Origin of the sequence: Desulfogranum marinum, from assembly GCF_016918565.1 — a bacterium.
In the GTDB taxonomy this organism is placed as follows: Bacteria; Desulfobacterota; Desulfobulbia; order Desulfobulbales; family Desulfobulbaceae; genus Desulfogranum; species Desulfogranum marinum.
In genome coordinates, this window is sequence record NZ_JAFFQD010000001.1 from 86,121 (window position 1) to 110,155 (window position 24,035).

At 45.6% G+C, this 24,035-nt stretch carries 24 protein-coding genes and 1 tRNA gene; 5 read left to right on the plus strand and 20 right to left on the minus strand.

Going from position 1 to position 24,035, the window contains the following annotated elements; genetic code table 11:
• Positions 1 to 96: 96 nt before the first annotated feature.
• The 3 genes from hslU to JWH17_RS00365 form a co-directional block, all read right to left on the minus strand.
• Positions 97 to 1,518: an ATP-dependent protease ATPase subunit HslU gene (gene hslU, locus JWH17_RS00355; RefSeq protein WP_205220839.1), complete on the minus strand. Its 1,422-nt coding sequence runs from the start codon at positions 1,516 to 1,518 to the stop codon at positions 97 to 99.
• Complete coding sequence (gene hslV / locus JWH17_RS00360; RefSeq protein WP_205220565.1) at positions 1,490 to 2,053, minus strand: ATP-dependent protease subunit HslV; 564 nt, start codon at positions 2,051 to 2,053, stop codon at positions 1,490 to 1,492. Before hslV ends, hslU begins: the two co-directional genes overlap by 29 nt.
• Positions 2,054 to 2,188: 135 nt before the next feature.
• Complete coding sequence (locus tag JWH17_RS00365) at positions 2,189 to 3,118, minus strand: tyrosine recombinase XerC (RefSeq protein WP_205220566.1); 930 nt, start codon at positions 3,116 to 3,118, stop codon at positions 2,189 to 2,191.
• A gap of 122 nt (positions 3,119 to 3,240) precedes the next feature.
• On the opposite strand from JWH17_RS00365, the gene xseB reads away from it, so the two are divergent.
• Genes xseB through dxs form a run of 3 tightly spaced genes read left to right on the plus strand, consistent with a single transcriptional unit; the run spans position 3,241 to position 6,266 of the window.
• Entirely contained in the window at positions 3,241 to 3,474 is a 234-nt protein-coding gene (gene xseB / locus JWH17_RS00370; protein WP_205220567.1) for an exodeoxyribonuclease VII small subunit, read from the plus strand.
• Positions 3,464 to 4,357, plus strand: a complete 894-nt coding sequence (locus tag JWH17_RS00375) for a polyprenyl synthetase family protein (protein ID WP_205220568.1) — start codon at positions 3,464 to 3,466, stop codon at positions 4,355 to 4,357. Before xseB ends, JWH17_RS00375 begins: the two co-directional genes overlap by 11 nt.
• Position 4,358: 1 nt before the next feature.
• A complete protein-coding gene (gene dxs / locus JWH17_RS00380; RefSeq protein ID WP_205220569.1) occupies positions 4,359 to 6,266 on the plus strand; it encodes a 1-deoxy-D-xylulose-5-phosphate synthase in 1,908 nt (635 codons plus the stop codon).
• A gap of 154 nt (positions 6,267 to 6,420) precedes the next feature.
• Here dxs and JWH17_RS00385 read toward each other — a convergent pair whose 3' ends face one another.
• The 4 genes from JWH17_RS00385 to JWH17_RS24275 all read right to left on the minus strand — a co-directional run bounded on the left by JWH17_RS00385 (position 6,421) and on the right by JWH17_RS24275 (position 9,748).
• Positions 6,421 to 7,431: an NAD-dependent epimerase gene (locus JWH17_RS00385; protein WP_205220570.1), complete on the minus strand. Its 1,011-nt coding sequence runs from the start codon at positions 7,429 to 7,431 to the stop codon at positions 6,421 to 6,423.
• A gap of 110 nt (positions 7,432 to 7,541) precedes the next feature.
• Positions 7,542 to 8,822, minus strand: coding sequence for a class II fructose-bisphosphate aldolase (locus JWH17_RS00390; RefSeq protein WP_205220571.1), 1,281 nt, complete (start codon positions 8,820 to 8,822; stop codon positions 7,542 to 7,544).
• Between the two features lie 162 nt (positions 8,823 to 8,984).
• Complete coding sequence (gene tatC / locus JWH17_RS00395) at positions 8,985 to 9,632, minus strand: twin-arginine translocase subunit TatC (RefSeq protein ID WP_319547449.1); 648 nt, start codon at positions 9,630 to 9,632, stop codon at positions 8,985 to 8,987.
• Complete coding sequence (locus JWH17_RS24275; RefSeq protein ID WP_205220573.1) at positions 9,524 to 9,748, minus strand: twin-arginine translocase subunit TatC; 225 nt, start codon at positions 9,746 to 9,748, stop codon at positions 9,524 to 9,526. The genes tatC and JWH17_RS24275 overlap by 109 nt, the downstream gene beginning before the upstream one ends.
• A gap of 218 nt (positions 9,749 to 9,966) precedes the next feature.
• Here JWH17_RS24275 and JWH17_RS00405 point away from each other — a divergent pair, with 218 nt between their 5' ends.
• Positions 9,967 to 11,343, plus strand: a complete 1,377-nt coding sequence (locus JWH17_RS00405; RefSeq protein ID WP_205220574.1) for a sigma-54-dependent transcriptional regulator — start codon at positions 9,967 to 9,969, stop codon at positions 11,341 to 11,343.
• A gap of 81 nt (positions 11,344 to 11,424) precedes the next feature.
• Positions 11,425 to 13,143, plus strand: a complete 1,719-nt coding sequence (locus tag JWH17_RS00410; RefSeq protein ID WP_205220575.1) for an ATP-binding protein — start codon at positions 11,425 to 11,427, stop codon at positions 13,141 to 13,143.
• Here the strand turns inward: JWH17_RS00410 and murA are convergent.
• From murA to ispE, 13 genes are all read right to left on the minus strand, one after another.
• Positions 13,133 to 14,416 carry a UDP-N-acetylglucosamine 1-carboxyvinyltransferase gene (gene murA / locus JWH17_RS00415; RefSeq protein WP_205220576.1) on the minus strand — a complete coding sequence of 428 codons (1,284 nt, stop codon included), beginning with the start codon at positions 14,414 to 14,416 and terminating at the stop codon, positions 13,133 to 13,135. The two genes, JWH17_RS00410 and murA, sit on opposite strands and share 11 nt — an antisense overlap.
• A gap of 52 nt (positions 14,417 to 14,468) precedes the next feature.
• Positions 14,469 to 15,323: a peptide chain release factor N(5)-glutamine methyltransferase gene (gene prmC / locus JWH17_RS00420; protein ID WP_205220577.1), complete on the minus strand. Its 855-nt coding sequence runs from the start codon at positions 15,321 to 15,323 to the stop codon at positions 14,469 to 14,471.
• A 13-nt stretch (positions 15,324 to 15,336) separates the two neighbouring features.
• Positions 15,337 to 16,407 (minus strand): peptide chain release factor 1, encoded by a 1,071-nt coding sequence (gene prfA, locus JWH17_RS00425; protein WP_205220578.1) that lies wholly within the window; start codon positions 16,405 to 16,407, stop codon positions 15,337 to 15,339.
• A gap of 79 nt (positions 16,408 to 16,486) precedes the next feature.
• The gene (gene rpmE, locus JWH17_RS00430; protein WP_205220579.1) at positions 16,487 to 16,696 is read right to left on the minus strand and encodes a 50S ribosomal protein L31; all 210 of its coding nucleotides are present in this window, start codon (positions 16,694 to 16,696) and stop codon (positions 16,487 to 16,489) included.
• A 94-nt stretch (positions 16,697 to 16,790) separates the two neighbouring features.
• Positions 16,791 to 18,038, minus strand: coding sequence for a transcription termination factor Rho (gene rho / locus JWH17_RS00435; protein WP_205220580.1), 1,248 nt, complete (start codon positions 18,036 to 18,038; stop codon positions 16,791 to 16,793).
• Positions 18,039 to 18,442: 404 nt separating this feature from the next.
• Complete coding sequence (gene coaE, locus JWH17_RS00440) at positions 18,443 to 19,045, minus strand: dephospho-CoA kinase (RefSeq protein WP_205220581.1); 603 nt, start codon at positions 19,043 to 19,045, stop codon at positions 18,443 to 18,445.
• Complete coding sequence (locus tag JWH17_RS00445; protein WP_205220582.1) at positions 19,042 to 19,977, minus strand: RluA family pseudouridine synthase; 936 nt, start codon at positions 19,975 to 19,977, stop codon at positions 19,042 to 19,044. Before JWH17_RS00445 ends, coaE begins: the two co-directional genes overlap by 4 nt.
• Before the next feature lie 62 nt (positions 19,978 to 20,039).
• Positions 20,040 to 20,519: a CarD family transcriptional regulator gene (locus JWH17_RS00450; RefSeq protein ID WP_319547454.1), complete on the minus strand. Its 480-nt coding sequence runs from the start codon at positions 20,517 to 20,519 to the stop codon at positions 20,040 to 20,042.
• Positions 20,520 to 20,701: 182 nt separating this feature from the next.
• Positions 20,702 to 21,301, minus strand: a complete 600-nt coding sequence (gene pth, locus JWH17_RS00455) for an aminoacyl-tRNA hydrolase (protein WP_205220583.1) — start codon at positions 21,299 to 21,301, stop codon at positions 20,702 to 20,704.
• 77 nt (positions 21,302 to 21,378) lie between these two features.
• Positions 21,379 to 21,936, minus strand: a complete 558-nt coding sequence (locus JWH17_RS00460; protein WP_205220584.1) for a 50S ribosomal protein L25 — start codon at positions 21,934 to 21,936, stop codon at positions 21,379 to 21,381.
• Positions 21,937 to 21,988: 52 nt separating this feature from the next.
• A complete protein-coding gene (locus JWH17_RS00465) occupies positions 21,989 to 22,927 on the minus strand; it encodes a ribose-phosphate pyrophosphokinase (RefSeq protein ID WP_205220585.1) in 939 nt (312 codons plus the stop codon).
• Positions 22,928 to 23,016: 89 nt separating this feature from the next.
• Positions 23,017 to 23,091, minus strand: a tRNA-Gln gene (locus tag JWH17_RS00470).
• Between the two features lie 32 nt (positions 23,092 to 23,123).
• Positions 23,124 to 24,029, minus strand: a complete 906-nt coding sequence (gene ispE, locus JWH17_RS00475) for a 4-(cytidine 5'-diphospho)-2-C-methyl-D-erythritol kinase (protein WP_205220586.1) — start codon at positions 24,027 to 24,029, stop codon at positions 23,124 to 23,126.
• Positions 24,030 to 24,035: the final 6 nt, after the last annotated feature.

Here is a 24,035-nt window from a genome sequence, read left to right on the forward strand (position 1 = left end):
CCTGGTTCCATATCAAAAAAAAAAAGGGGCCATATTTTGATGCTGCCCCTGCCCCTTTTTTATTTTTGATTACCTACAATAAGGCTAACGCTTCATTTACAAAATATAGCGGCTCAGATCCTCATTGTCAGCTATATCCGTCAGCTGATTTCGTACATACTCAGCAGTAACAGTAAAAGTAAGGTCTTCTCGTTCAGAAGCGTCAAAAGACACCTCATCAAGCACCCGTTCCATTATGGTATGCAGCCTCCGCGCACCAATATCTTCGGTCTTCTGATTGACATGAACAGCTATCCTGGCCATTTCATGGATAGCCTCTTCTTCGAAAACCATATGGATATCTTCTGTGGCAAGGAGCGCTTTATATTGTTTGACCAGAGCGCCCTGCGGCTCTGTTAAAATACGAAAAAACTCTTCCTCGCCAAGAGCATTGAGATTGACCCGTATGGGAAAACGTCCCTGCAATTCGGGCACAAGGTCAGAAGGTTTGCACACGTGAAACGCTCCACTTGCGATAAAGAGAATATGATCTGTTTTTACAGGACCATACTTGGTGGTAACGGTTGCCCCTTCAACAATGGGCAGCAAATCTCGTTGCACCCCTTCTCTTGAAACTTCAGGAGAACCGGAGCCGCTTCCTCCCCTGGAAGCAATTTTATCAATTTCGTCAAGAAAAATTATCCCTGACTGTTCAGTGCGGCGGACAGCTTTTTCGGCAATACTCTCGTTATCAACCAGCCTTTCAGCTTCTTCCTTGTTCAAACACTCAAGTGCCTCAGGCACTTTCATTTTTCTACTTTGCTTCTTTTTCGGGAAAAATTTAGAAAAAGCATCCTGAAGGGAACTCTGCATGTCCTCCATTCCAGAAGCTGAAAAAACCTCAACCATGGGGGTACCGGTCTGGTTGCTTGCAACATCCAGTTCCACCATACGGTCATTGAGTTCCCCATTTCTCAACATCTGACGAAATCGTTCTCTGGTTGAACCTGATCCTTGCTTGTGGCCGGATGCGGCCGCATCATCACCATCATAGCCAAGAGAAACGACTCCGGAATCCTCCCCTTGTGCTGGGGGAGAGACGGGCCTCTGCGGTACGCGAGGCAGCAGCAGGTCGAGCAAACGTTCTTCTGCTTGCCTTTCTGCCTGTTCTTGAACCCCACCCTCTTCCTCCTTGGTCACCATATTCACAGCCAACTGGGTGAGGTCTCTGACCATTGACTCCACATCCCGGCCGACATAACCGACTTCAGTGAACTTGGAAGCTTCTACTTTAAGGAACGGACTTTGGGCCAAATGAGCAAGACGCCGTGCAATCTCCGTTTTGCCAACCCCGGTGGGACCGATCATAATAATATTTTTAGGAGCTATTTCCTCCCGCAGGGGCGAGTCTACCTGCTGTCGTCTCCACCGGTTACGAAGTGCAATTGCAACCGATCGTTTAGCATCAGCCTGGCCTATAATATAGCGATCAAGCTCTGCTACTGTCTGTTTAGGGGTGAGTGAGTTCAGTCCTTTCATCATTTATTTTTTCAACAACAATATTGGAGTTAGTATAAACACAGATGGAGCCTGCAATTTCAAGTGCGCTCCTGGCAATTGCAGGTGCATCAAGATCTGAATGCTCAATAAGTGCGGTGGCTGCAGCTTGCGCATATGGACCACCAGAGCCTATGGCAATGATCCCGTCATCAGCTTCGATCACGTCCCCATTGCCGGACAGCAGCAGTGAATATTTACTATCGACAGCCACCAGCATAGCTTCAAGACGGCGCAACATTTTATCTGTTCGCCAATCCTTTGCAAGCTCCACCGCCGCTCTCATCAAGTTGCCGTTAAACTGCTCAAGCTTCTGTTCCAGCCGATCATAAAGGGTAAATGCGTCAGCTGTTGCTCCGGCAAACCCGGTAATAACTTTGTCGTGATAGAGCCGGCGCACCTTTTTTGCCTGATGCTTAATCACCGTGGCGCCCAGGGTAACCTGACCGTCCCCGGCAACCACGACTTCTCCTTTATGGCGTATGGCAACTATAGTTGTAGATCGAATTTTTTTCATATTTTTCTAAAAAGATAGAATCAACATTGGTAACAAATCACAGTGCTGGGCAATATTAAGCACTCACCCTCCAAGAGTCAATCCCTGTTCATTTTTCAATGAGTCGCAAATTGCTGCAAGATCCCGATGGACTGCTTACTCAGTACCATCTCCCCCAAGCTTTGAAAGCTGTGCTTTGGGATGGGCCTTATCGTACACAAGGGTAAGATGGTCTATGTTGACATGGGTATATTTCTGAGTGGTCGACAGACTGACATGGCCAAGTAATTCCTGAACCATGCGTAAATCCGCCCCCATTTCCAGTAAATGAGTTGCAAAAGAATGCCGAAGCCCGTGCGGAGTAACCGGTACTTCGATACTTGCTCGCTCGCCATACATACGTATTGCTCGTTCGATACTTCTAACACTTAGACGGGTTCCACGACTGTTGAGAAACATTGCTGCTCGTTCCGCCTCATAGCCGCGACTCACCCTTGCAACGATGAGGGCCTGACGCTCAGCCTGATAATACCCTAGAGCCTCGGCTGCGGTCCTCCCGTAAGGGACTACTCGCTCTTTTTGACCTTTTCCCTTGACCCGGACCACCTCTGCTGCACGTTCATAATCGGCCACATTGGTTGCAACCAGTTCAGATACTCGCATCCCAGTCGCATACAACATCTCCATAATGGCTTTGTCCCGGAGGTGAAAAGTATCTTTAGGTTTAGGTGCTTCAAGCAAGGCAAACACCTCATCCACGGTAAGGAAATGAGGAATGTGCTTTCCCGTTTTAGGATTTGCAATCCCCGCAAGTGGATCAGCATTTAACACGCCTTCTCTTGACAGATAACGAAAAAATGTACGCAGCGCTGACAACTTTCTCGCAATCGTAGCACCACTGTTGACTCTGTATAAAGAAGCGGTGAATCTTTTCACAACCGCACTGTCCATGGCATCGACGTGAGCTGGTGCTTCACAAAAACGATAAAATTCTTCTACATCTCGCCTGTAACCATCGATAGTATGCGGGGAATACCCCTTTTCTAGGCATAGCCAGGAAACAAATTGATCAATATAGTGTATCATTGCCAAACAGGTATTGAAAGGAAGGGATATTATGTTTAAGCTATAAGATTAACCCTGTACGCTTTGCAAGGCAAGCACCAAACCGACAGCCTTTTCGACAGAGAAAAGCATGGAGCCGAGTTATGGCCAAAAAAACATTCGAGAGTGCACTCACCAAATTAGAAAAAATCACCGTGGAACTGGAAGCCGGCGAATTACCCTTGGAAACGAGCTTAAAAAAATTTGACGAAGGCATGCAGCTGGTCAACTTCTGCAACACTACCCTTGAAGAAGCCAAGAGCAGGGTAGAGATACTCATGAAAAAAAACAATACCTATGAAAATGTCCCCTTTGAGGAGAACTCAATTGGAGATTAAGGCATACCTGAACAAACAACGCAGCATTGTTGAAGCGTACCTTGAAGAAGCAATAGCCAAACCTGTTGGCGACTTTGCCGGCCACATTGAGACAATGCGCTATAGCCTTTTTGTCGGCGGGAAACGTGTTCGTCCCATTCTCTGCCTTGCGGGGGCGGAAGCAGTCAGTTGCGGCAAGTGCGATATACAAGAAATACTCCCCATCGCCGGTGCCATGGAATGTATTCACACGTATTCCCTCATCCATGACGACCTGCCGGCAATGGACGATGATGATCTTCGCCGAGGAAAACCGACCAATCATACCATCTATGGCGAGGCAGCCGCTATACTTGCAGGTGACGGACTTCTGACCTATGCATTTGAACTACTCAGCAACGGGAGTTCACAACGTGACCCGGCTGTTACATTGCAAGTCATACACCTAATCGCCCAGGCAGCCGGAACGTTCGGCATGGTCGGCGGCCAATCACTTGATATGATTTATGAGGGAAAACAAGTTGCCTATGAGACCCTAAAAACGATCCATAAAAGCAAAACAGGGGCACTGATTACCGCCTCTGTCGTAGGCGGTGGTCTAGCCGCAGGTGCTGCAAAAGAACACCAACAGGCGTTGACAAGCTATGGCAACAACATTGGCCTTGCTTTTCAAATAATTGACGACCTGCTGGATGTAGTATCAACTACGGAGGAACTGGGTAAGCCGGTAGGTAGCGACGAGGAAGCCGACAAGGTCACCTACCCTTCCCTCTTCGGGATCGACCAGTCAAAAAAAATGGCCGAACAAGCAGTTGCCGATGCTCTGGAATCCCTTGCCATTTTTGATCACCATGCTGACCCGCTCAGGGGCATAGCATCCTATATCATTGAACGGAAGTATTAACATGCTCATCATGAACAACCCGGTGGATCAGCACCACAAAGTCTTAGATTATGTAAATTCACCCAAAGATCTGCGCAGCCTCACCCCTGATGAATTGCCGGCCCTAGCGCACGAACTCAGAGAGACTATTATATCAACGGTTGCAGAGACTGGCGGTCACCTCGCGCCCAGCCTCGGTGTCGTAGAACTCACCATGGCACTGCATTACGTCTTTAACACGCCTGAAGATAAACTCATCTGGGATGTCGGCCACCAGGCATATGCGCATAAGCTGTTAACCGGTAGAAAAGACGTATTCCATACCCTTCGCCAATATAAAGGGCTTAGCGGTTTTCCCAAACGCTCGGAAAGCATTTACGACCCTGTTGAAACCGGGCACAGCTCCACTTCTATCTCCTATAGTTTAGGTATGGCAGTAGGCAAGGAATTGCGACAGGATAACAACAGGGTCATCGCTATTATCGGTGACGGTTCCATGACTGCAGGTATGGCCTTTGAGGCGCTTAATCATGCAGGCGACCTTGATAAAAACCTGATCGTGATCCTCAACGATAACGAGATGTCCATCTCGCCAAACGTAGGTGCTTTTTCCAGCTTTCTCAGCAGAAAGATGACAGGAAAAACTATTCGCAGGGTTCGCGATCACATCGAAGAACGACTAATGGCCTTGTCTTCTGTGGGGGAAAACATTCTCTCCATCCTCCGCAAGAGCGAAGAAAGTCTGAAGGCGTTCCTGACTCCGGGAATCCTCTTCGAAGCACTGAAATTTAAATATGTCGGCCCCATACCAGGTCATGACCTTGATAACCTGATAGCAACGCTTGCCAATGTCCGAGACAACAGCCACGGTCCGGTTCTCATTCATGTCGTAACGACCAAAGGCAAGGGCTACAAACCGGCTGAAGAGAACCCAGGTGCGTATCATGGAGTCGGCCCTTTTGATATCATTTCAGGCAAACCGAAAAAATCAGGAAGTTCCACTCCCTCCTACACCAAGGTTTTCGGGAACACTCTTTGTAAACTTGGCCGTAGCAATAACAAAATAGCTGCAATCACGGCAGCCATGCCCGGTGGTACAGGACTCCAACCATTTTGCGCAGAATTTCCTGAACGTTTTTTCGACGTTGGAATCGCCGAACAACACGCCATTACCTTTGCAGCAGGTTTGGCACTTGAAGGCATGCGTCCTTTTTTTGCGGTCTATTCCACCTTTATGCAGCGCTCTCTGGACCAGTTGGTACATGATGTATGCCTGCCCAACCTTCCGGTAACCATTGCCTTGGATCGAAGCGGAGTCGTTGGTGCGGACGGCCCCACCCATCACGGAATCTTTGATCTATCCTTTCTTTCCTTTGTGCCCAATTTAACCATGATGGCACCCAAAGATGAAAATGAATTACAACACATGATGTATACAGCCTCGCTCCACGATGGGCCGGTTGTAATTCGATATCCACGTGGCAATGGAGAGGGGATCCCCTTTGATCTTAATTTCACGGCACTGCCTCATGGAAAGGGGGAGTTGCTTACATCCGGCCAAGACGTTCTCCTCCTCCCGGTGGGCAATCGGGTCTACCCGGCCTTAGAAGCTGCAAAAGAACTTGCGGCACTTGGTATTTCCGCGGCAGTGATTAACCCTAGATTCGTCAAACCCCTTGACCGAGAGCTCATAAGTAAATGGGCGGTAACAACCCGGTATGTAATCACAGTGGAGGATAATTGTACCCAAGGGGGCTTTGGCAGCATGGTGCTGCAAATGCTCAACGAGCAAGGCCTTCATATACCTTTGCAAATGCTTGGTTACCCAAGTACCTTTGTCGAACATGGACCACAGAAAATCTTATGGGAAAATGCAGGAATAGACAGCAAGGGCATTATTGCTGCAACGCGCAAACTGCTTAACAGATAACAATATATTTGTAAAAAAACAGGTCAACGATCCTGACCAGTCGAAGAAAAGCCCTACAGGGGGATAGAGGTAAATCCCCCTTTCCCCCTTGTAGTCAGTTCGATATTCTTTCAATAATTACGCAACAACAGCCCCAAACAAATAGAGTCATTGCTTAAATGCGGTAATATTCTCTATACCATTGCACAAAGCGTTCAATCCCATCTTCAATACTGGTGGAGGGTTTAAAGTCAATTTCCCTCACCAGGTCATCAACATTAGCGTAGGTGGCAGGAACGTCCCCATTCTGCATCGGTAGAAAATTTTTCTCAGCTTTTCGACCAATACACCGCTCAAGCACCTCTATATAACGCATTAACTTTTCTTTGTTATTATTGCCGATGTTAAAAACTCTCCATGGGCAATAGCTGGTTGCAGGATCCGGCGCATCGCCCCGCCACTCTTTATTGGGCTGAGGCACATGATCGATAACCCGCAAAACGCCTTCAACAATATCGTCAATATAGGTAAAATCCCTTTCCATCTCCCCATTGTTAAAGACATCAATGGGTCTACCTTCCAAAATAGCCTTGGTAAAAAGAAACAGCGCCATATCAGGCCGTCCCCAAGGGCCATAAACCGTAAAAAAGCGGAGGCCGGTTGTTGCCAGGTTAAAGAGGTGGCTATAGGAATGAGCCATCAGCTCATTGGCTTTTTTTGATGCCGCATACAAGGAAACCGGATGATCCACATTGTCATGCACGGAAAAAGGCATCTTGGTATTGGCACCATAGACCGAACTTGAAGAGGCATATACCAAATGCTTGACACCACTTTGGCGACACCCTTCCAAAACATTAACAAAACCGACCAGGTTGGTATCCACATACGAATGAGGATTAATAAGCGAATAGCGTACTCCTGCCTGAGCGGCTAAATTTACAACCGCATCAAAGCTCGATTCTGCAAACAATTTTTCCATTTCCTGACGATCAGCCATGTTAAACTCAGCATGCGAAAACGTCTTGAAAGGTTGTAACTGTGCCAATCGATCCCGCTTCAATTGCGGGTCGTAGTAATCATTTATATTATCAAGGCCAACAACAGTCCTGCCCTGTTCCAACAGACGTTTTGCCAGTCCATGGCCGATAAATCCAGCAGCACCGGTTATAAGAATTGTTTCCATAGTATATTCTATTCACGACAGCGTTTGAAAAACCTAACCATCTTTTAGAGTGTAACAGACTTACTAGAAGTCTGTTGTTCAAAAAAATCCTATTTAACCCAAGAGGCAGGTTAATCGTCAAAATCACCTTCCGGTCCTTTATCGGTGTCAAGGGCTGCAGCTCGTCTGCGGATCTCAGGCTCACTCCATTCTTCCACAGGCTCAATACGTCCGGTTTTAGGACCGAGATCATAGCTTCCGGCATCAAGTAAAGCTTCCACGCCATATCTGGCAGTATCAGCAGCGTTGAAGACTTCAACCAACAAGGTGTAGACAAAATCTTCAACCCTTCTTGCCATCCTCTCGCGAATGGCTCTTGGCTGGCCCATAATTTTATTTTCAAAAGGCAGATTGAGCTTTTTGTAATCTCCTTTTTTCCAGCCCTGAGTTTCCGCGTACTGTTGGATATCCTGCCACAATTCTTCGCCAACCCCTTCACCGGGTACTTTGATAAACTCACCTTCAGCATCAAGGGCTGCATTGCCGTAATCATTGACGGCAAGTCCCCAGGAAATCATCTGCAAGGCCGTTGCCACATTGGCCTTTGTTGACTGTGTCTTGCTAGCAATCTCTCGCAGTCGATCGGAATTGTTTCCCGAGGTCCCGTGCTGGGCTCCGGAAACAGCATATTTAGCCAAGGCATCATGAATCTCTGCTGTCAACTCAACCTGGATCCCCTGGGCGGAGGCCTCTATCCCATGGGTTGTCCCGTTATTTAAAGCAATCCAATCGGGAAAAATATTATGTGCATTAAGCCCCCGGATCAGGAACAACGCCTCTTCAGAAGATGAAAGCCCTTGAGTCCCTTTTATCTCGCCGACTTCGGTCTCAAACCCAGCCCATGAAGGCACATATTTAGCCAACTCTATACTTGCCAGCAAATTATCATCATCGGGCATGTGTGAAGCATCAATGGCAATTGAAGTAATTCCTGCATCAAAGAGTGAAGGAATTTCAACACTTGCAGGGGCAATATCAGCTGTGTTTTTAATGCCGTAATGATCTGCATGAATAGCAACGGGAACAGTAATTCCCATTTCATTGCACAATGCGTCAACTTGACGGGCAATATTCCAGTAATTGACCGCACAATATGCATTTGCACCGCCTTCAGAACGGGCGATCTCGATGATAATAGCTGAACGTGCCCTTTGAGCAGCTTTGAGAGCACCACGGATCACTACATTACTCCTACCGTTGGCTGCTATGGTCATAGCACCGCCCTTGGCCATCATTGCACGATCAATAACCTTGCCACTCACAATCAGTGCCCGCGAATGCGGAAAAAGCGTTGTAATATTAGGTGGTCGCCCAATCTCAAGAGCCTTCTCAAAATCAGCAATATATGCCATTGTAAACCTCCTCAAGGTTCTTTTTATCACTTAAGATGCTATAATTTACAACAATTCTACACTATCAGACGATAACATCTCGGCACCAGGATTATCAAACATATCGATTATTCCCTCAAGCCTCCTTTGCTGCCCATCCTCATACCCTGAAAATCCACTTATTCAAGAATCCTTCTTTTCCGGAAACCCTATAAATGTGGACTTAACCAGCAAAGATACAGCGATGATACTCACCTCATACAATACTATCAGTGGACCAGCCATAAGCAGCTGATTGACGATATCCGGCGTGGGCGTTAATATCGCAGCAACAATAAAAGCGATCAGTAGTGCATACTTTCGATTTTTCTGTAAAAATTGTTTATTGACCACACCTATTTTTGCTAAAAAGACCATAAACACAGGCAACTCAAAAACAACCCCAAAAGCCAAAAGCAACCGCAAGGCAAGAGAGAAGTATTCGCTCACAGCCGGCATAGGTTCCAAAAAAGAGCTTGAGTATCCGATCAAAAAGGAAAAAGCCGGAGGAAAAACAACAAAGTATCCAAATGCTGCTCCACCTAAAAAACACAAAGAAGAAATAAACGTGAAAGGAAGCAACACCTTTTTTTCATGGTGATACAACCCTGGTGCAATAAAGCGCCACAACTGGTGAAAAAGGACAGGGCTTGCTATTAACAGTCCGCACACCAGGGCTAGTTTTAGATAAAAAAAAACCCTTCCTGATAAGAGATAAATATCAAACTCTGCTTGTCTGGCAGCACCCGGACCAGTGGACGAAAAAACCAATCGGCTATGGGTCGTATGCACGTATAGGCTATGGCAAAGCCGGCACCAATGGCAGCCATTGAAATAATCAGGCAAGAGCGAAGCTCTGTCAAATGTTCCGTTAATGTTTGTTTGTCAAAATTCTCTTGATTACCCACAACCTGTACCCGTAATTATATTAATAAACTGTGGAAATCTACCGCATCTCGGCTGTAATGTAAACCGGATAAAAGCACCTAATCGCCGCTGCGGTGCCCTGCACCCTCCTCCTGACTCATCGCTGATATCCGGATAACAATTGACTCCTGCAGCTGTTACGGCTAAACTGCCGGTATATTACAATCAGCTGAAATAGTGGATATTTTATAGGTATTTTATGGCATCCCTGCTCGTTGTTGACGATGAACTGAGCATGCGCGAATTTCTCAAAATTCTGCTTGAAAAAGAAGGATACAAGGTTTTCACTGCTCCGAACGGAAAGACGGCAATAGATAGCATACGCAAACATCCTGTTGACCTGGTTATTTCAGATATTCGCATGCCTGGCATGAGTGGTCTGGACCTGCTTGCTGCAGTCAAAGAGATCGACAGCGATATCGGGGTGATAATGATCACCGCCTTTGCCAGTCCTGACGATGCCGTCACTGCCATGAAAAACGGAGCATTTGATTACATCACCAAACCCTTCAATGTGGATGAAATAAAAAATGTCATCCGTTCCGGCCTGTCCAAAAAAAGTACCGTCAGTGACCAGGAACAAGATAACAGTTTTCCTGAAATCATTGGTCAAAGTCAGGAAATGGTGAAAATTTTTGATCTCATCAAAAAAATTGCTCCAACGCCGGCCAATGTTTTAATTTACGGAGAATCAGGGACAGGAAAAGAACTCGTTGCCCAAGCCATTCACAATCGTTCCAGGGTTGCCGACCGACCGTTTGTTCCCATTACCTGCAGCGCCATTCCCGAAAGCCTGCTTGAAAGCGAACTATTTGGACATGTTAAAGGTTCCTTTACAGGTGCCATTGCCGACAAAGCCGGACTCTTCCAATTGGCCGACCAAGGTACTGCCTTTCTCGATGAAATAGGTGAACTCACCCCAATTATTCAAACGAAACTGTTGCGAGTACTTCAGGAAAGAGAATTCATGCCTGTTGGCTCCACCAAGACACGCAGTGTTAACGTTAGAATTATCGCAGCAACCAATCGAATTTTAGAGGAAGAAATTATTTCCGGAAAATTCAGAGAAGATCTCTATTACAGATTAGCCGTTGTGCCCATTCGGGTGCCGCCACTCAGAGAACGCATAGGTGACGTTCCCCTCTTGGTAGATCATTTTTTAAAGAAATACGCTAATATACTAGGCAAGGGTGTACAGACCATCTCCTCGTATGGTCTTAAAGTTCTCATGGAGTACGACTTTCCAGGTAATGTTCGGGAACTGGAAAATATCATTGAACGAGGAGTGGCGCTGGAATCATCAAACATTATTCTTCCTGAAAACCTGATGCTTTCCATACATCGTCGTAATCAGCAGCAACCTTTAGAAAAATTCGAGCAGCCGCTTTTTGTCGCTGCAATGAATGAAAATGAACTCTTTGAGCGTGGCATGGAAGATATCTTGTACCAATTAGAAAAGGAAATGATTCTTCATGCACTTGATAAGGCTGGTAACTCAAAGATGCGCGCAGCAGATCTTCTGAAAATCAGTTTTCGCAGCTTACGTTATAAAACAAAAAAATATGAAATAGACTGACGTGTTCCCTTACATTAGCGAGCAACAGGTCAGTTTTTCGCATGCAGTTTTCCTTCTTTCTTTAATCGATACTCATATACAGTGAACGCCATCCATAACTGGCTCAACAATTTTATACCTGTTGAGGATAGTGACCAGCAGCTTAAGCAGCATATTCTTTCATTTATTTTTGTACGAGTATGCCTTTTCACATTACTGGTTACAGTACCATCGATCTTTCATATCCAGGCCCATAATCTTATCCTGCCTAACCTGCACATATCTATTGCATTTCTGGTTGTCGTTGTCTTTTTTTCGGTATGCTCGGTACTTATTGTACGCCGCACCGCTCTATCATTGAAACGTTTCGGGGTCATTCAGCTCTTGGCCGACATTGGATTCACAGCACTGCTTGTCTACGCGAGCGGTTGCAGCCACTCCATCTTCACGCCGCTTTTCATTCTCCCTATTATAGTCGGTGGTTTAATCCTCTACAAATTAGGGGGCCTCATTCCGGCTGCAGCGGCAACAATTTCCTACGCTATCGTGCTGGGGGTGGAATACGTCGGCGCTGTCCCGCGTTATTTCCAAAATACCGCTTATGAACCACCACTTGATCCTTTCACTGTTTTAAATCTCTTTGCTGTTTACGGTATTACTTTTTTTGTAATAGCGATCATCAGTGGACAGCTGGCCGGTCGTTTACGACGTACGGAAAAAGAACTTTCCAAAACAGTTCTTGAATTTGATCGCCTTTCTCTTCTGTATAAACAAATTTTTGACGATATCACCACAGGCATCATTACCACCGATGAAAAAAACATTATAACTTCCTATAATAATGCAGCAGAACGCATCACCGGCTGTCCGACAAAACGTGTTATGGGCATTGATCTTCATACCTGTTTTCCAGAAATACAACTTACTGGTGACAAAGAACGTAATGTCTGCCACATGGAAAGAAGTGACGGAACGGTCATTCGGGTTGGCTATTCTTTTTCCCAATTAGGCGTTCCCGCAGCATCTGAAAACGATGATGGTCATTCCTACTGCAAAGTGGTAACGCTTCAGGATATCAGCAAAATTGAGCTCATGGAAAAACAGATGCGGGAGGCAGAAAAAATGGCCGCAATAGGGGAACTCAGTGCTTCGATTGCCCACGATTTCCGCAACCCCCTGGCAGCCATTTCCGGCTCAGCTCAGATCTTAGCAATGGACTACGATGAAGACGACATAGCCAAGACAGGTACCGGCAAGACGCTGGTTGGAATCATTCTACGGGAATCAAAAAGGATGGCTACAACCATCACGGATTTTCTTCAGTTTGCAAGACCAGAAGCTGCAGTTCAGAAGTGGTTTGACCTAGACCGCCTGATAACTGAGGTAACCGAAAAAACTATGCCTCTTTACGAACAGTTTGAGCTGGGAAACGTGGTGAAAGACATAGAAATCCACTTGAACTGTTGGGGCGATCAGCAACAGATTCAAACCATACTGACGCACCTGATTGATAACACTCGTTCTATTTCGGACGCAGAACAGGCAGTCAAGGTCGCAATCCGTGCCTTTGAAACCAACAGAAAAAACATAAATTACACCTGTATAGAAGTTTGTGATACAGGACCAGGCATTCCAACGATGTTACAGAAGAAGGTTTTCACCCCTTTTTTTTCCACCCGTGAAGACGGTACAGGCTTAGGATTGGCCATTGTCAAGCAGCTTATTGATAACCATAACGGGATCATTGAAATTGACAGTGACAATGACTATGGATGCATCATACGGCTTTTTCTACCGCACCCAGAGGTGATTACTCACTGATGCGATGAATATCAGCACCAAGATCGGCCAGCTTTTTCACCATATTTTCATACCCTCTCTCCAAGTGGTATATTCTGGAAATCTCGGTTTCCCCTTCTGCTGCCAGTCCTGCGACAACCAAGGAAGCAGATGCCCGAAGATCCGTTGCCATCACCTGAGCGCCACTCAATCCCCGGCGTCCGACACCACGAACAATGGCACTTGCCCCATCGATCTTGATATCCGCGCCCATCCTTTCCAGTTCAGCGACATGCATGAACCTATTTTCAAAAATGGTTTCATGGATCACAGCAGTACCGTTGCCCAAGGCCATCAGCGCCATAAATTGCGCTTGCAGGTCGGTGGGGAAACCAGGGTAGGGCAAGGTTGTAACATCGACACTCTTTAATTGGCAGCGATTTTCGCTCCTGCTTATAGGGCAACATACCTTGAGACTGCTTTCTCCAACCTCTATATCAACCCCACAGCGCAATAATTTTTCTGTTAATGCCGGCAGGTGAGCAGGCACACAGTCTTGAATTTCAACCTTTCCTCCTGCTGCAGCAACAGCAATCATGTAGGTTCCGGTTTCAATACGGTCTGGGATAATTGACGAGACAGTCGCCTTAAGTCGAGTCACCCCGTTAATGGTTAACCGGTCGCTCCCCTTTCCTTCAATCTCAGCTCCCATTGCTGTCAACATATCAATCAAATTGGCAATTTCCGGTTCCCTGGCAGCATTTTTTATAATTGTCTGTCCTTGGGCGAAGACAGAGGCCATCAGAATGTTTTCCGTGCCGGTGACCGAAGGTTTATCGAAATAGACGCTGCCACCCTGTAATCTGTTTTCGACTTTAGCTTCAACATATCCTTCGTTGAGACTGGTTGTAATACCCAGTTGCTCAAACCCCTGGAGATGATAATTAATCGGTCGCGCACCAATTGCACATCCACCGGGCAAGGAAACCCGAGCTGTGCCCAAGCGGGCAAGCAGCGGTCCTAGTACTAATACTGAGGCACGCATGGTTTTCACCAATTCATAAGGAGCTTCGGTACCGGATAAATTGTCGGTATTGATCCTTACCCTTTTCCCTTCCCTTTCCCACTCGGCGCCAAGAATCTCTAATAACTTGAGCATGGTTCTGGTATCTCTGAGATCCGGGACGTTTTCAAGGGTATGCCAACCAGGCGCAAGCAATGTGGCGGCTATAAGCGGCAAGGCAGCATTTTTCGCACCGCTGACAGCCACCGTACCATAGAGGGAGTTGCCACCACTTAATCTAATTCTATCCATATATCCTCGTTATAGTAGTCACCGGCACCCCAATGCCATAGCAACAAAAAAATCAGCCACAAAAACACGCCTTGGCAATTCTATCGCGTCCTGACCAGTCAGGAACAATGGCGATTTCTTTGTAATCACCAGCGGCCCTAAAAAGCTCAATCACATGTTGGCCTTGATCGGCACCTATCTCAAAAAAAATACATCCACCGTGGGTCAAGTGTTTTTTTGCCTGGTATATAACCTGTTTAATACAATCAAGCCCGGTTGATCCTCCTGCAAGGGCGAGCATCGGTTCAAACTGACTCACTTCCGGCTGGAGCGCGGGAATATCATTATCAGGTATGTAAGGTGGGTTACAGACGATGAGATCAAATCTTGCCGAATGTTGCAGAGCAGAAAAAAAATCGCTTGCTGCGAGCTGCACAAGATGCTCACAATTATGGCGGGCGATATTTTGGGCAGCCACGGTCAACGCTAAAGGTGAAATATCAATTGCAGTTACAGTGCAACCAAGCTCCAAGGCCAACACCACGGCAATGACCCCGCTACCTGTACACATGTCCATTGCTCTGAACGTACCCTGCCTGATCTCCAGACTTGCCAGGACGTGGTCCAGCAAAAATTCTGTTTCCGACCTGGGAACAAGTACTGATGGCGAGACATGAAAATCAAGAGACCAAAATTCACGAACTCCGGTAATATAATGGAGTGGAATACGCTGACAACGTTGATCAATCAACGACAAAAATTCGTCACATGTTGCCGGTTCAATTGTTTTATCACAGGCTAAGAACAATTCACTGCGCGACCAATGAGTGACAAATTGCAAAAGCAGGCGGGCATCAAGCGTATATTCTTCAATGCCGGCCTTTTGTAACCGATGGGTTGCCTCATCAAGGAGGCTTGTTATTTTCATAGAGCGCGGAAGACTACTGCGCAATGTTAAGAGCTTCTGACTGGAAATGAGTAATAACAGGAATAATAACCTCATCCAGATTGCCGGAAATAATCTGATCCAATTTATAGACGGTGAGGTTGATTCGGTGGTCTGTTACTCGTCCTTGGGGAAAATTGTAGGTGCGAATTCGTTCGCTCCTGTCACCGCTCCCGACTTGACTCTTTCGCTCCTCGGAAATCAAGCTCTGTCTTTCAAGTTCTAATTTATCAGAAAGGCGAGCCCTGAGAACTTGCAATGCCTTGGCCTTATTCTTGTGCTGGGATTTTTCATCTTGACAGGTGACGACTAATCCCGTCGGAAGATGGGTGACTCGCACGGCAGAATCTGTTGTATTAACAGATTGTCCACCTGGTCCGGAAGAACGGTAGACATCAAACTTTAACTCATTGGGTTCAATGTGTAGATCAACCTCTTCTACTTCAGCTATAATAGCAACGGTCACAGCAGAAGTATGTATTCTACCTTGGGTCTCGGTGTCGGGCACTCTCTGTACACGGTGGACACCGGACTCATATTTTAAACGGGAATACACATTATTGCCTTTTACCAGAGCAATAATTTCCTTAAACCCGCCGATACCAATAGGATTGGAACTCATTACCTCTACTCGCCACCCCTGAGCTTCAGCATACCGGCTGTACATCCTGAAAAGATCAGCAGCAAACAGGGCTGCTTCATCACCACCTGTACCGGCCCTGATTTCAAGAAAGATATTTTTTTCGTCGTTAGGATCTTTAGGCAACAGCAGAACTCGAATAGCTGCTTCAAGCTCGGTTATCCGCTTCCCCCCTTCCTCCAATTCTGCTTTGGCAAGCTCAACCATGTCTGGATCTTCGTCTTCATCCCGAATCATTGCTTTATGTTCGCCCTGCTCTTCTACAAGACGACTATATTCACCGTAAAGACCTGCCAGTTTGGATACGGTAGAATGCTCACGCACGACCTCCTGGTATGCTTTTTGGTTATTAGCCAACTGCGGATCAGACAGTTGATGTTCAAGAACACTCAGTCTTTCGTCAATGTCGCGGAGATTTTCAAACATGGTCAGTGGTGTCCCAAATAAAAAAAATCCACATGTCCCCTATCAGGAGTCATGTGGATATGAAGTAGAAATTGCTTTCTTACTTTTTCAAATGTCCAGCATACTTCTTCTTGAATTTCTCGATTCGTCCGGCGGTATCAACCAACTTCTGTTTTCCGGTAAAAAACGGATGACAGGCTGAACAAATTTCCACCTTCATTTCCTTTTCTACAGAACCAAGTTCAAATTCGTTACCACAGGCACAAACTGCCTTTATCTTATGGTATTCTGGATGTGTATCGGGTTTCATAGGTTTTCACTCCTTCTAAGAGTATAGCGCATAATTTGAAAATAAAGCAAAAGATTAGCAATATACACCTTTTGCTGTTTTTTTAAAGCACTTTTTACCTGTTCATAGAGGCAAAAAATTCTTCATTATTTTTTGTTTGTCTCATTCTATCCAAGAGAAACTCCATGGCATCTGCAGGATTCATTGAGGACAGTAACTTACGTAATATCCAAATTCGGTTAAGATCATCTGGTGGTAGAAGCAGGTCTTCTTTACGAGTTCCTGATTTGAGGATATCAATGGCAGGGTAAATACGACGATTAGCCATTTTCCGATCCAAAACAATTTCCATATTGCCGGTTCCCTTGAACTCTTCGAAAATGACCTCGTCCATCCTGCTACCGGTATCTATAAGTGCTGTAGCTAGGATAGTCAAGCTACCGCCCTCTTCTACGTTACGAGCTGCCCCGAAGAATTTTTTCGGTCGCTGAAGCGCATTGGCCTCAACCCCGCCGGAAAGAATTTTTCCAGAAGCTGGGGTAACCGTATTGTATGCTCTGGCAAGACGCGTAATGGAATCAAGCAAAATAACAACATCTTTTTTATGTTCAACCAATCGCTTTGCCTTTTGGATGACCATCTCCGCAACCTGAATATGACGTTGAGGAGGCTCATCAAAAGTTGAGCTGACAACTTCTGCATCAACAAAGCGCTTCATATCAGTAACTTCTTCAGGCCTTTCATCAATGAGCAGCACAATAAGATGGGCGTCTTTATGCTTCCGCACTATGGAAGAGGCTATTTTCTGCATCAAAACGGTCTTGCCTGTCCTTGGAGGAGCCACGATAAGCCCTCTCTGCCCTTTACCAAGCGGAGCGGTTATATTAAGAACCCGCATGGATAATTCATCCTGCTCGGTTTCAAGGTCTATCAACTCATCGGGATGCAGTGGAGTAAGATTGACAAAAGCTGTTTTATTTTTAGCTGCTTCCGGCTTTTCATAATTGATCCGATCGACCTTAAGCAGGGCAAAATAGCGCTCATTATCTTTGGGCGCCCTTACTTCACCTTCAATGGTATCGCCGGTCCTCAGGTTCAGCCTTCGAATCTGAGAGGGAGAGACATAGATATCATCCGGACCTGGGAGATAATTGTAATCCGGTGCACGAAGAAAACCGAACCCATCCTGTAAGACCTCAAGTACCCCGCTGCCTCTCAATTTACCATCCTCATCGGCCTGAGCTTTGAGGAGTGCAAAAATCAATTCCTGCTTTCTCATGGTACTATAGCCTTCGATACCTAGAGAAGCTGCAAGCGCAACAAGTTCCTTAATTTTTTTATTTTTCAACTCAGTGGGATTCATTGACCGGTCTTTCCTCCATGTGGTCATAAGATAATGCTGTTCATGCTTAAGTGCATAAAAGCAGCATTGCACGGGATACAAACAAAGATTCGTTTAAAAGCTACTGAACCGCCAAATCCGTATAAAATGCTAACACACCGAAAGCCTTAAAAAAGGTGATCGTTATTTATATAAATATAGATAGTATTCAGTTGAATAGCTGTGGCGGGAATAGACTTGGAATGGTGTTGTATAATCTAGATTAAATACCGGTTCAGTATTACTTTACCGACGGTATAATTATTATATTTGATTCTATGAAATATCTGAACAAGAAGTCAACAGACAACAAGCTGATTCGTCGAAATGTTCCTACGTAAATATTGGGTAATGGTACTACTGTCAAGTTATTTCTACAAATTTCATTACAAATAATGATCTTCAAGCTGCTCTGCAAGTACTAAGACAGCCTTACGGGTCGTAGTCCATGCTTCGCTGTTGTCAATAACATAGTCTGCTGCCTGCTTTTTCTGTGCAAGGTCTATTTGCGAGGCAATGGAAGCAGTTGCCTGTTGCCTACTGACGCCGTCTCTGAGCATTATCCGCTGGCACTGGAGTTCTGGTTGAACGTAAACAACCACAACGCAATCCATATCATCCTGCCAGCCTGCCTCATACAGGAGAGGGATTTCTACCAAAGCAAAAGAACTTTTCAGACTTGTAATTTCCTTTTGTAACCGAACTTGCACCAGCGGATGAAGCAGGCTATCCACTTTTTTTCGCAATACGTGGTTATTAAAAATCGCGTCACGAAGTACAGATCGGTTCAGTCGTCCCTTCTCATCAAAAAAGGTAGCATTCAAGTTGGCGTGAAGCGCTTGCCAACCAGGTGCCCCCTTTTCAAGCAGATCCTTGCAACGTTGATCAATATTGATCAACGGGATGTTACAATAACTGGCGAGCAAGCGACTTACACAGCTTTTACCGCTACCGATACCACCTGTTATCCCAACAATTCGAGTACTCAAACGTCAAGCCCCCTCAAAGTCTGCACAACCTCTTCCATATCAGGCCACAGAGGTGCCAGAAACTGCATAGGTTCAAGGGACACAGGATGATTGAATTGAATACAAGAAGCGTGGAGCATTTGCCTGCATGGCATACCAGGAGTGTGCACACCGATTTTACCTCCGTAAAGTTCGTCCCCGGCAACAGGCGCTTTCACAGAGGCCATATGGACCCGAATTTGATGGGTCCGTCCCGTTTCAATGGTAATTTCTGCTAGACACATCCCATTGCCATATCTTTCTATAATATGCCATTGAGAAACTGCATACCGACCTTTAATCGGCCTGATCGACATTTTTTTACGATTGGCAGGATGCCTGCCTATGGGAGCAATAATTCGTCCATCCTCGTCCCCAGGATAACGGAGCAAAACAGCGTAATAGATCTTGTGAATTTGCCGTTCTTTAAAACTTTCAGCCAGCCTACGTAATGACATTTCCGTTTTAGCAACCAGCATTACACCTGACGTATCTTTGTCTAGTCTATGGACAATCCCTGGCCTGCCGCCGTCTAATTGCGGCAGGTTTCGGTAACGGTATAACAACCCATTGACCAAGGTACCGCTGTGGTGCCCGGCTGCGGGGTGGACAACCAATCCCGGCGGCTTACTGATAACAAGCAGATGCTCATCCTCAAACAAGGTCTCAAAAGCAATATCCTCTGGCTGTAGCTCAGATTGCGCAAGTGGAGGAATATGAATATCAATCATTTCCCCGCTACGGACTTTATGCCCCGCTTTGACAGCTTTTCCACCAACAACAACATGGTGAGAAAGAATGAGTTTGTTTATATATGAGCGCGAGAAGTCAGGATATTTTCGAACTAGATAGTGGTCCAGACGTTGTTTTTCTTCAACGGGTTGAACAACATGCTGAAAGTTTCTTTGGTCCACGGGTCAATTCACTGTCCCGTGGACAGCCTGTAAAGAAAGGATAAGCAAAAAAGGACGGTCACTCAAACAAACAATTTTTCGATTTGTTTTTCAACCTGTTCTTCTTCGGTGTGTTTGGCTAGGGACAATTCTTTTACCAGTAAGCTTTTGGCGGTATCGAGCATTTTCCGTTCACCATAGGACAGTTCTTTGTCTTCTTTCAAGAGAAAAAGGTCACGTAAAACAACTGCTACCTCAAAGACAGAACCCGTTTTTATTTTTTCCATGTAATCGCGGTAACGACGGTTCCAAGTCTGTGCATTGATCTTGATATCACGTTCCTTGAGGATGCCGATGACCTCTGTTACCTCATCGTTTGAGATAATAGCACGAAGCCCAACATTATCACTGGTCGCGGTCGGAATCATGATAGTCATGTCATTATCTAAAATTTTCATGACGTAAAAACTCTGATCAACACCACCAATTGTCTGTGTTTCTATGGCCTGAATCAGCCCAACACCATGTGCAGGATATACAGCCATATCGCCTTCTGAAAACACGTTGATCCTCCAAATAAGATAGAATGCAGGATATGCACTAAGAATGAGTGTGTATCTTAATGAACATAAAATACTATATTACCATATTTTTCCTGAATAGGAAAGTACGGAGCTACGAATGTACTAATTAACCTACCGTCCACGAAAAGCTGGGAAAACTCGAAGGCATCATTCGTCAGGATTTATTCTTTTTTGGCTCTGCAATTAATCAAGTTCATACAGGGCCCAATACCCTGTTTCAGAAAAATATCAACCGCATCAACTACTATGGATGCTCTGTCATCTATTATTTTTTGCTCAGACTTGGAAAACCCAGATAAAACATATTTGTCCACAGGTTGTTTTTCAACACCACTTTCAATCGTCGGTCTGCCTACACCAAATTTTATACGACTTATTGCTGTGGATCCAAGATGTTGGGCAATAGATTTAATCCCATTATGTCCACCCGCACCACCTTTTGCAACCACTTTTATCCTGCCGCAAGGGAGATCTATATCGTCATGGATAACAAGCAAGTTTTGCAAAGGGACATTGAAATAATCGACAAATTGACGCACACATGCACCTGACAAATTCATATATGTCTGCGGCAGTAAAAATAAAACCTGGTTCGTTGCAATGCGATGTTTGCAATATCGCCCCTGCATTTTGGTTTTATCAATATGACAATTGTTCAACCGGGCAAGATGTTCCAACATCATAAACCCGATATTATGGCGGGTTGTTTGGTATTTGGGACCTGGATTACCTAGTCCGACAAGCAGGTAAGGAGAAGCCATGAAGAAGGCAAATAGAAGAGAGCCGGTAGGTTCCTACCGGCTCAGCTATACGAAGAGTTCGCTGTCAGCAAAAAAAACTAATAAACAACGACACAGGTTACATTAGGTTTTTCAAGCATGGTCAATTTCTCGGAAACCGGCAAATCACCATAGGTGACACCCGCGCCACCCTGCTCTAAAGGTGTAATATCAACCTCAATGGTATCCGGTACATCAAGGGGGCAACCACGGAGCTTAACATTACTCCTAAAAACATTAAGTTCACCGCCCAAATCAACACCCTTGGCTGTACCCACATAATCAATAGGCACAACAAACTCAAGTTGCTGATCCAGCTCAATCTCTAGAAAATCAACGTGTACGATGCTGCCGGACACCGGTTCCTTTTGAATCTCTTGCACGATTACATAGCGTTTATCTTTACTATCGCCATCTATCACAAGGGTGACGACTGCGTTACGTCCTTGGACGAAAAGTAATTTTTTAAAGAGTTCACCGGCGTCAACCTGCAAAGAAACAGCCTCGCCGCCACCACTATATAAATTTGCCGGTGTCGTATTATTCATCCGCAACTGGCGCATAGGTCCTTTGCCAAAAACCGTGCGTATCGCCGCTGCCATATCGACTTGTAACATGGAAAGCCTCCCCCTTACTTCCGGGTTGATATAAAAAAATATTTACGTTTAACTATACAAAAAGATAGCTGACGGAGTCTTCATTATGAATCCTTTTGATTGCTTCGCCAAGCAATGCACCAACCGACAGCACTGTAATTTTTTCACACTCCTGCGCTTCCTGTCTCAAAGGGATGGAATTAGTCACCAACAGAGACTTAAGACTTGAGGCATTTATGCGATCTATGGCAGGACCGGACAAAAGAGCATGGGAACAACAGGCGTGCACTTCTTTTGCCCCTTTTGCCTTTAAAATCTCGGCACCGCCGCAAAGTGTTCCTGCTGTATCCACCATATCATCAAGCATAATGGCCGTCTTACCGGCGACATCGCCAATAACATGCAATGCTTCACATTCGTTAGCTTTCTCTCTTCTCTTATCCACTATTGCCAACGAAGCATCAAGTCTTTTCGCAAAAGCTCTTGTGCGCTCTACGCCTCCAGCATCGGGAGAGACAAGCACAACATTTTCAAATTTATCTCTGATATACTTCAACAAGATGGGTGCAGCATACAGATGATCTACAGGTATATTGAAAAACCCTTGAATCTGACCGGCATGGAGATCCATACTTAAAACTCGCCTGGTTCCTACCGCCGTCAGCATCTCTGCAACAACTTTAGCTGTAATAGGTACCCTTGGCCTCACTTTACGATCCTGCCTTGCATATCCGTAATAGGGCAAAACAGCAGTAATCCGTCTAGCAGAAGCACGACGGAGCGCGTCAACCATAATGACGAGTTCCATCAGGTTATCATTGACAGGCGGACATGTGGGCTGAATCACAAAAACATCCGCTCCACGAACATTTTCACCTATTTCAACAGAAGTCTCACCATCAGAGAATTGCTTCACTTCTGCTGCCCCTAGGGGCATGTCAAGATAGTTACAAATTTCTTCAGCAATAGCCGGATTGGCATTCCCTGTAAATATTTTCATTATATTGGGCATAATGTATTTCTCGCGCGAAGCTACCGGACACCAATCCGGCGAGAGGAAAATATGGTGGCAAGCACCTAGGGATACTCAGAAAAATAGACTGGCTGGGGCGGAGGGATTCGAACCCCCGAATGCAAGGATCAAAACCTTGTGTCTTACCGCTTGACGACGCCCCAACCTTTTTGCATTATTTTTCTCAATACCAAACTTAGGCGAATGGAGAGGTAACAAAGACCGAACCATATTGTTTATTAAAAAAGTGACAACATTCCTGCGCCCGCTGACGGTCTCCAAATACTGCAAAAACCGTTGGCCCGGAACCAGACATCATCGCAACCAGTGCTCCGTGAGCTACCAAGCCTTCTTTAATGCCCTCTAATTCGGGATGCATGCGAATTGTCACTTGCTCTAAATCATTCAGTAACGAAGCGTATGGAAACACCTGGCGAGCAACACTCTCTTGCCATGCGTGCCTCCACAACTCGATACGCGAGTCGGCAACAATAAGACTTTTTCTATCACTTGTCAATATAAAATTTTCATAGACTTGCTTAGTCGACACAGAAAAACCTGGATTCACCAAAACAATGGAAAGATCTTTAAAGCTGGCAATAGGGTCTAAGAGCTCGCCAATCCCTTCCGCCCAACATGCGGCACTGCGGTCAACAAAAAAAGGTACGTCCGCACCTAATTGCAGCCCCATGCCTGCAAGTTCCCGTTCGGAGAATAAATCCGCAAAAAGCGAATTAAGCCCCAAAAGGACAGCAGCGGCATCACTGCTCCCCCCTCCTAGACCTGCTGCAATGGGAATTTTCTTCACAAGAGTGATATCTACCCCACACACAAAAGTGCTGAGTCGCGCTTGTGCTGACTGCAAAAAAATCTGTGCTGCTCGGTAGGCAAGATTTGTATCATCTGCAGGTAGCACATTATCGGGGCAATGCAGGATAATTCCGCTGGAATCGACTAGACGCAGCTCCAGATGATCATACAAAGTCACCTTTTGCATTAAAGAAGCAATGGTATGATACCCATCCGCTCTTTTGCCGGTCACCTTGAGAAAAAAATTTATCTTTGCCGGCGCCTTTATTTGAATAGATGCGGAGCACTCCATACTTTA

What these genes read in the sequence shown, in the direction of transcription:
- JWH17_RS00460 (WP_205220584.1), bottom strand. Translation starts at nt 21,936, where the DNA reads ATGTTACAAGTCGATATGGCAGCGGCGATACGCACGGTTTTTGGCAAA.
- JWH17_RS00465 (WP_205220585.1), bottom strand. Translation starts at nt 22,927, where the DNA reads ATGCCCAATATAATGAAAATATTTACAGGGAATGCCAATCCGGCTATT.
- JWH17_RS00385 (WP_205220570.1), bottom strand. Translation starts at nt 7,431, where the DNA reads ATGGAAACAATTCTTATAACCGGTGCTGCTGGATTTATCGGCCATGGA.
- JWH17_RS00365 (WP_205220566.1), bottom strand. Translation starts at nt 3,118, where the DNA reads ATGATACACTATATTGATCAATTTGTTTCCTGGCTATGCCTAGAAAAG.
- prfA (WP_205220578.1), bottom strand. Translation starts at nt 16,407, where the DNA reads ATGTTTGAAAATCTCCGCGACATTGACGAAAGACTGAGTGTTCTTGAA.
- JWH17_RS00405 (WP_205220574.1), top strand. Translation starts at nt 9,967, where the DNA reads ATGGCATCCCTGCTCGTTGTTGACGATGAACTGAGCATGCGCGAATTT.
- xseB (WP_205220567.1), top strand. Translation starts at nt 3,241, where the DNA reads ATGGCCAAAAAAACATTCGAGAGTGCACTCACCAAATTAGAAAAAATC.
- hslU (WP_205220839.1), bottom strand. Translation starts at nt 1,518, where the DNA reads ATGAAAGGACTGAACTCACTCACCCCTAAACAGACAGTAGCAGAGCTT.
- dxs (WP_205220569.1), top strand. Translation starts at nt 4,359, where the DNA reads ATGCTCATCATGAACAACCCGGTGGATCAGCACCACAAAGTCTTAGAT.
- JWH17_RS00390 (WP_205220571.1), bottom strand. Translation starts at nt 8,822, where the DNA reads ATGGCATATATTGCTGATTTTGAGAAGGCTCTTGAGATTGGGCGACCA.
- prmC (WP_205220577.1), bottom strand. Translation starts at nt 15,323, where the DNA reads ATGAAAATAACAAGCCTCCTTGATGAGGCAACCCATCGGTTACAAAAG.
- hslV (WP_205220565.1), bottom strand. Translation starts at nt 2,053, where the DNA reads ATGAAAAAAATTCGATCTACAACTATAGTTGCCATACGCCATAAAGGA.
- pth (WP_205220583.1), bottom strand. Translation starts at nt 21,301, where the DNA reads ATGGCTTCTCCTTACCTGCTTGTCGGACTAGGTAATCCAGGTCCCAAA.
- rho (WP_205220580.1), bottom strand. Translation starts at nt 18,038, where the DNA reads ATGAATCCCACTGAGTTGAAAAATAAAAAAATTAAGGAACTTGTTGCG.
- rpmE (WP_205220579.1), bottom strand. Translation starts at nt 16,696, where the DNA reads ATGAAACCCGATACACATCCAGAATACCATAAGATAAAGGCAGTTTGT.
- murA (WP_205220576.1), bottom strand. Translation starts at nt 14,416, where the DNA reads ATGGATAGAATTAGATTAAGTGGTGGCAACTCCCTCTATGGTACGGTG.
- ispE (WP_205220586.1), bottom strand. Translation starts at nt 24,029, where the DNA reads ATGGAGTGCTCCGCATCTATTCAAATAAAGGCGCCGGCAAAGATAAAT.